Genomic DNA, 7,455 nt, shown 5'->3' with positions numbered 1-7,455 from the left:
GAACCCGGAAGCTAAGACCCACAGCGCCGATGGTACTGCACCCGGGAGGGTGTGGGAGAGTAGGTCACCGCCGGACATACATTCAAGCAGGGCCCTGACAACAACGTCAGGGCCCTGCTGCATTTAACCCACGGTTACAACCACAACCGCCCCTGCCATCCGCAGCCAAGGGCCGCGGCGTGGGAGGCCAGGCAGACGGTAAAGTTGGACACCATGGACAGCCTCTTCAGCCACGCGCAGGAACCCTCCGGGAACGACGACGAATCGGCCCCCGAGGCACTGGGCCCCGTGGTGAACACGGTGATAGTTCCGGGAAGCGTTGGCCATGCCTTCGCGGGCTTTACAGACCACACGCACCTGTGGTGGCCCCTGGAATCGCACGGCGTCTACGGTGCAGGATCCTACGTGGAATTCGAGGAGAACCTCATCCTGGAGACAGCCGACGACGGCCGGACCACCATCTGGGGAACCCTTGATGACTGGCAGCCGCCATTGTCATTCCATGCCACGTGGCATCCCGGCACCACCGCGCTGTGGTCCACTGAACTCCTCGTCGCCTTCCGTGCCGTCGCGGACGGTACCGAGGTCCGGGTCTTCCATGAGGGGTGGGAAGGTGCCGAAGATCCAGCCGCCACCAGGGCGAAGTATGCCAGCGACTGGCCGGGGATCCTTGCGCGGTACGCTCGTTTCATGGGTGCTGCAGGCACCCCGGGCGCATAGGGCCAGGCCCCCGTCCTAGCCCGGCCTAGACTGGGGGAACACGCGCTACGAGGGACGGAGGCTTCGTGGGAAGCATAGTAGACGAGCTGGAAGCCATCCTTGCGCCCGGGCAGATAGAGGCGGGCGAGGCCGCGCTCCGCAGGTACGCCGTGGACCAGGCCCCCATCATCGACTTTCAGCTGCCGTTGGCCGTGGTCTTCCCGGAATCCGTGGCAGACGTCCAGGCCGTCGTCCGCGCCTGCGCAGGCAGCAGTGTAGCCCTCGTGGCCCGCGGCGCAGGGACGGGAGTCTCCGGCGGGGCCCATGCCACGGAGAACTGCATCATTCTTTCCTTGGAGCGCATGGACCGCATCCTCGCCCTCAGTCCGGATGACGAAACGGCAGCGGTGGAGCCCGGGGTGGTGAACGCAGCCCTCAATGAGGCTGCCGCCATGCATGGGCTGATGTACGCGCCGGATCCAGCCAGCTTCCGCAGCTCCACCATCGGCGGGAACGTTGCCACGAACGCCGGCGGGCTGCGGTGTGCGAAATACGGGGTCACCAGGGACTCGGTCCTCGCGCTCGACGTGGTGCTGGCTGATGGGTCGCTCATCCATACCGGCCACCAGACGTTCAAGGGCGTGGCCGGGTACGACCTCACCAGCCTGTTCGTGGGGTCCGAGGGCACGCTCGGCATCGTCGTCGGGGTCACGGTCCGCTTGAAGTACCTGCCGCAGGAGGTGCACACGGTCGCGGCGTTCTACCCGGACTTCCGGCAGGCTGCCGCGGGTGTCCTGGCCGTCGGCAAAGCACGGGTGCAGCCCGCCATCATGGAATTGCTTGATGGCGGTACGCTGGCCCAGCTCGATGACATCCACGGCTCTGACCTCACCGCCCGGGGCCGGTCATTGCTCCTGATCCAGACAGACGGGTTCGGTGCAGCCGCGGAGGCCCAGGTAGTGCGGGATGTCCTCCGGGCCGGGGGCGCAGCTGTCACGACCGAGGCCAGCGCCGAGGCGGAGCGGTTAGTGGAGCTTCGCCGGCACAGCAGGGGAGTGGAGGTCGACGACGAATACCGCGTGGGCGAGGACGTCGCCGTGCCCCGTTCCCGGCTGGTGGATTACGTTGCCGCCCTGGAAGCGATGGCCGTGGACCACGCCGTACACCTCAAGGTGGTGGCCCATGCCGGCGACGGAAACCTGCACCCCACCTTCTGGATCGACCGCACGGGCAACGGTGTGGACGCCGGCGCCATGGAACGGCTGCAACGGGTCCTGGACGAGTCCATCACAGCCGCGCTGGAAATGGGCGGGACGATTACGGGCGAGCACGGAGTTGGCCAGTACAAATTGCGCTGGCTGGGCCAGGAACAGGCGGAGCCGGTCCGGGAACTCCAGCGCAGGATCAAGGAACTGTTTGATCCTGCGGGCATCCTCAACCCCGGGAAGGCTATCTAGGGTTTGGCGTGCGGTTCAGTCGTCCGAGTCGGGGTACTCGTCGATTGACTCGTCTTCGCCGTAGCGCGACTCCTCGGTCTCCACTTCGAGGATCTTCAACAGCTCCGTATCCGGGTTCAGCATGATGGCGGCCTCGTCCCGGCGGTGCCGCAGGATTGAGTCGATGTAGGACTGCACAGCCTCCGCCAGCGGGATGTGCCGTTCCTGCTTTTCGGACATGTACCAGCGGTGTTCCAGGACTTCGTGCACCACTTCAGCGGGTTCGAGCTTGCCGGAAAGGTCCCGCGGAATGGACCTGACGATCGGCTCGAAGATCTGGCTGACCCAGAGGTGGGCGCTGTATTCCTCGTCCATGCCCGGGTTGTTGTCTGCGCGGAACGAATCCATGTCATTGAGGAGGCGGCGGGCCTGGTTCTCCTGGGCGTCGATGCCCGTAAGCCTCAGCAACCGCCGCTGGTGGTGCCCCGCGTCCACCACCTTGGGCTGCAGCTGGATGGTGGTGCCGTTCTGGGTGGTCTTGATGGCGTATTCCTCGACATCGAAGCCGAGTTCGTTGAGCCGGCGGATCCGGGCGCTGACCCGCCAGCGCTCACCCAGTTCGAAGGACTCCTTTTCGGTAAGCTCCTGCCACAGGCGGCGGTAGCTGTCCATGATCAGCTCGCTGGTGGCCACCGGGTCCACCTTTTCCTCGATCAGCCCGCCGTCGAGCAGGTCCATCAGCTCGCCCGCAATGTTCACCCGTGCGATCTCGAGGTCATATTCACGCTGGCCCGTGGACAGGTCCGGGTACAGCTCGCCGGTCTCCGCGTCCACCAGGTAGGCGGCAAACGCCCCGGCGTCGCGCCTGAACAGCGTATTGGAAAGGGACACGTCGCCCCAGTAGAAGCCGATGAGGTGGAGGCGCACCAGCAGCAGCGCCTGGGCGTCGATAAGGCGCGTCAGCGTGTCCTTGCGGAGCATTTGGGAGAACAGGGCGCGGTACGGCATGGAGAACTTCAGGTGCCGGGTGACCAGCACCGGGTTCAGCGGACGCCCGTCCAGGGTGGTGCGGCCGGTAATCACGGCCACCGGCTCCACGCAGGGGACATCCAGCCGGGCCAGCTTGCGGAGCATGTGGTACTCGTGCCGGGCCACGTGCTCCGACGTCTCCTTGATGGCGATGACGGAGCCGCCAAGATGGGCGAAGCGCACGATGTGGCGGGAGATGCCGCGCGGCAGCGCGGCCAGGTTCTCTGCGGGCCAGTCTTCCAGGGCAATGTGCCACGGCAGGTCCAGGAGCTCGGGGTCCGCGGCCGCCGCCGTGATGTTCAGCGAGCTGGAGACCGAGGCTGCCTTGCCGTCGTCAGCGCTGGCGGCCACAAACCGCGGCAGCTTCCCGATCTGCCCGTAGTCGGTGGGTTCGTCGTGCCACTGGGCGCTGTATTCCTCGGTCATGGCTCAATTCTTCCGTACATCGGGCGGCCCGCTAAATTCTCCTGGGCCGCAGTTAAAGGCCGACGGCGGCCCGCACCATTGCGTAAAGGTGCGGGCCGCCGTCGGTTTGGCTTTTGCTGGGAATCAGTCGCCGAGGCGCAGGCCGGTCTTGGTGTCGAACAGGTGCACGTGGCCCGACTGCGGACGGACGTAGATGACCTCGCCCTTCATCGGGGGGCGGCGGCCGTCGACGCGGGCCACGATGTCGTGGTCCTTGCCGTCAAGCGTGGTGTGGCCGTAAACGTAGGCGTCGGCGCCGAGCTCTTCGACGACGTCGACCTCAACCTTCAGGCCTTCACCCTGCGGCGCGGTCTCGAGGTCTTCCGGCCGGCTTCCAAGGGTAACGGTGGAGCCGTGTGCTTCCTCGAGGACGTCGCGCGGCACGGGGTAAACGGTGCCGCCGAACTGCACGCCGCCGTCCACCACGGGGAGTTCCAGCAGGTTCATGGCGGGGGAGCCGATGAAGCCGGCAACGAAGACGTTCTTGGGACGGTCGTACAGGTTGCGCGGCGTGTCAACCTGCTGCAGCAGGCCATCCTTCAGCACGGCAACGCGGTCGCCCATGGTCATGGCCTCGACCTGGTCGTGCGTCACGTAGACGGTGGTGACGCCGAGGCGGCGGGTCAGGGATGCGATCTGCGTACGGGTCTGCACGCGGAGCTTGGCGTCAAGGTTGGACAGCGGCTCATCCATGAGGAAGACCTGGGGGTTACGCACGATGGCGCGGCCCATGGCGACGCGCTGGCGCTGGCCGCCGGAGAGTGCCTTCGGCTTGCGGTCCAGGTACTGCTCAAGGTCAAGGAGCTTGGCGGCTTCGCGGACGCGCTCGGCGCGCTCTTCCTTGGAAACGCCTGCGATCTTCAGGGCGAAGCCCATGTTGTCGGCCACAGTCATGTGCGGGTACAGCGCGTAGTTCTGGAAAACCATCGCGATGTCGCGGTCCTTCGGGGGAACATCGGTGACGTCGCGGTCACCGATCAGGATCCGGCCGGCGTTGACGTCCTCAAGGCCTGCGAGCATGCGCAGGGAGGTGGACTTGCCGCAACCGGAGGGTCCAACGAGGACCAGGAATTCGCCATCGGCGATGTCGATGTTGAGCTTATCGACGGCGGGCTTATCTGTGCCCGGGTACAGACGCGTAGCGTTATCAAAAGTAACTGTAGCCACAGTTATCAATCCCTTCACCGGCAGGTACGTGCCGGACGATCCGTTGTGAATGGTTCATGTTTGTTCAGTTTTATGCTGCTGACGCTCCCGGGCCGAGGCCGAGGAGCGCCGAGTGACGCCGCACGGTTCTTGTGCGCCACATCACATGCAAGAGTATGTCAGATGTTTCAACAATGGTTGCAAATGTTACGGTCATCACATGTGAGCTTGCGCATGCCCGGGCCGGACGGCACTACCCCTGCGCGGCTGCGGGGTCCTCCTCTGCCACGGCGATGCTCCGCTCCTGGAGCAGCACCTCCAGCAGTTCGGCAATATGGACCGGAGCCTCAACGCGGTATTCGGCCTGGGTGAAGTCAAGGCCCACCTTGACGCCGACGTCCCCCGGCTCCAGGCGCGCCAGGGCGTCTTCGTCCGTGGTGTCATCGCCGGCGAACAGGACACCGGTAGCTCCGGTGATCTGCCGCAGGAAGGTGACGCCCTCGCCTTTGGACGCGTTGACCACCGAGGTCTCAAGGACCCGCTTGCCGTCCTTGAGGAACACCCCCTTCCGGTCCTGCAGCAGGGAGCGGGCAGCAGCCACGGCGTCTTCGGCGACATCATCGGCGGCGAGGCGGGTATGGAGGACCACCCCTGCGGGCTTGTCCTCAAGCGTGGTGCCGGGAGCTTCCCTGACGATGTCCTCCAGGACGGTGCGCACCTCGTCCAGGAGGGCCTTTTGCCCTTCATCGAGCGTGAGCCCGGCGGATCCCGGACCCAGCCATGCCTCGGCGCCATGGCTGCCGATGAGGAGCGTGTCCACCGGAGGGGAGGCGACGGCGCGCAGGCTGGCGAGGGCGCGGCCGGAGATGAGTGCCGTCGTCGTCCGTGGAAGCACGGCGAGGCCGGCGAAGGCGGCCGCCGAGCGCGGCAGCGGCCGGGCGTCGTCGGCGCGGCCGACGATGGGCGCCATCGTGCCGTCGAAATCCATGGCCACGAGCAGGTGCTCGGTCCCGGCGATCCGCCGGATGGCTTCCCGGAGCTCGGGGGACAGCGAAAGCCGGTCCTTGGCGTGGCGGGCGTCATGAGTCATCGCGGACCACCTTTTCGTTGAGCGCGTGCAGGAAGTCGGCGGACCAGTGGTCCACGTCGTGCTCGAGGATCTGCTTGCGCATGGCCCGCATCCGCCGGGACGCGTCCCGCTGTTCCAGGTTCACGGCACGCATGATGGCGCCTTTGAGGCCGTCAATGTCATGCGGATTAATCAGCAGTGCCTGCTTGAGCTGGTCGGCTGCACCGGCGAACTCACTGAGGACCAGGGCACCGTCGTTGTTGGTGCGCGCCGTCACGTATTCCTTGGCCACAAGGTTCATGCCGTCCCGAAGAGCCGTTACCAGCATGACGTCGGCAGCGAGGTACAGCGCCACCATCTCCTCCACCGGATAGCTGTGGTGCAGGTAGCGTACGGCGGTGTTCTCGATGGTGTCGTACGTGCCGTTGATATGGCCCACCGTGCCCTCCACCTCCTCGCGCAGGAGGCGGTACTGCTCAACGCGCTCGCGGCTGGGGCTGGCCACCTGGATCAGGGTGGCGTCGCCAACGGAAAGCTTGCCGTCCGCCAGGAGCTCCTCAAAGGCCTTCAGCCGGTGCCGGATGCCCTTGGTGTAGTCCAGGCGGTCGACGCCGAGCAGGATCGTCTTGGGGTTCCCGAGGTCCTGCCGGATCTGGCGGGCCCGCTCAATGATGTCCGGGTTGGAGGCCAGTTCGGTGATCTGCCGGACGTCAATGGAGATGGGGAATGCCTGCGCCCGGGCAATGTGCGTAACGGCGCCGTCCTGGCCCTTCACATGGACCTGCTGCTGCTTAACGCTGGCGCCGAGGAAGCGGCGTGCGGAGCGCATGAAGTTTCCGGCATCGCTGGGCCGCTGGAAGCCCACCAGGTCGGCACCGAGGAGCCCGTCAATGATGGCCTGGCGCCACGGCAGCTGCGCAAAGATCTCCGGCGGCGGGAACGGGATGTGGTTGAAGAACCCGATCCGGAGGTCCGGCCGCGCTTCGCGCAGCAGGCGCGGCACCAGCTGGAGCTGGTAGTCCTGTACCCACACCGTGGCGCCGTGATCGGCGTGGCGCACGACGGCGTCGGCGAACCTCCTGTTGACCTTGCGGTAGGCGTCCCACCATGTACGGTGGAACTCCGGCGGGGCGATGACGTCGTGGTACAGCGGCCAGAGGGTGGCGTTCGAGAACCCCTCGTAATAGAGCTCCACTTCGTCGGTGCTGAGCTGGACGGGGACCAGGTCCATGCCGCCGTGGCTAAAGGGTTTGACTGTCTCGTCGGGGGCGCCGTGCCACCCTACCCACGCGCCGTCGGTCTTGGTCATCATGGGGGCCAGCGCAGTCACCAGCCCGCCGGGGGACCGGCGCCAGCCGGAGCCGTCATCCCCGCTTTCCCCGGGTGCGCAACGGTCCACCGGCAGCCTGTTCGACACCACCATGAAGTCGTACTTCGTGGCTCCGCCGTGGGCGGAGCCGGCGGTGCCGGACGTAGATGTTGCGGAAGGTTTTTCCTGGACGGGTGTTTGCATTGCGGCCCCCTGGGGTTGCTTGTGCCTCTCAGCCCACCCTAACGGGACGGAATCTTCCGTGCTATTCGTCCGTTGGTCAACCCGGCGGTTAGTTGAAA

General features: G+C 66.0%; 6 protein-coding genes. 2 read left to right on the top strand and 4 right to left on the bottom strand.

Annotated features, from left to right (window positions below):
- The first annotated feature begins 213 nt into the window (after positions 1 to 213).
- Positions 214 to 720 carry a hypothetical protein gene (locus PV768_RS20855; protein WP_421094085.1) on the top strand — a complete coding sequence of 169 codons (507 nt, stop codon included), beginning with the start codon at positions 214 to 216 and terminating at the stop codon, positions 718 to 720.
- A gap of 65 nt (positions 721 to 785) precedes the next feature.
- On the top strand, positions 786 to 2,156 hold the full coding sequence (locus PV768_RS20850; protein WP_421094084.1) for an FAD-binding oxidoreductase: 1,371 nt from the start codon (positions 786 to 788) through the stop codon (positions 2,154 to 2,156).
- Between the two features lie 15 nt (positions 2,157 to 2,171).
- Here PV768_RS20850 and PV768_RS20845 read toward each other — a convergent pair whose 3' ends face one another.
- From PV768_RS20845 to PV768_RS20830, 4 genes are all read right to left on the bottom strand, one after another.
- Positions 2,172 to 3,590 (bottom strand): DUF4032 domain-containing protein, encoded by a 1,419-nt coding sequence (locus PV768_RS20845; protein WP_157239094.1) that lies wholly within the window; start codon positions 3,588 to 3,590, stop codon positions 2,172 to 2,174.
- Positions 3,591 to 3,713: 123 nt separating this feature from the next.
- Positions 3,714 to 4,796, bottom strand: coding sequence for an ABC transporter ATP-binding protein (locus PV768_RS20840; protein ID WP_018762103.1), 1,083 nt, complete (start codon positions 4,794 to 4,796; stop codon positions 3,714 to 3,716).
- Between the two features lie 232 nt (positions 4,797 to 5,028).
- Complete coding sequence (gene otsB / locus PV768_RS20835; protein WP_157239092.1) at positions 5,029 to 5,865, bottom strand: trehalose-phosphatase; 837 nt, start codon at positions 5,863 to 5,865, stop codon at positions 5,029 to 5,031.
- Positions 5,855 to 7,357 (bottom strand): alpha,alpha-trehalose-phosphate synthase (UDP-forming), encoded by a 1,503-nt coding sequence (locus PV768_RS20830; protein ID WP_421094083.1) that lies wholly within the window; start codon positions 7,355 to 7,357, stop codon positions 5,855 to 5,857. Before PV768_RS20830 ends, otsB begins: the two co-directional genes overlap by 11 nt.
- Between the last annotated feature and the right edge of the window lie 98 nt (positions 7,358 to 7,455).

This window comes from Pseudarthrobacter sp. CC4 (genome assembly GCF_048957775.1).
Lineage (GTDB): Bacteria > Actinomycetota > Actinomycetes > Actinomycetales > Micrococcaceae > Arthrobacter.
Note: the sequence above shows the minus strand (reverse complement) of the source record. Positions and strands in the feature narration are given on the sequence as shown.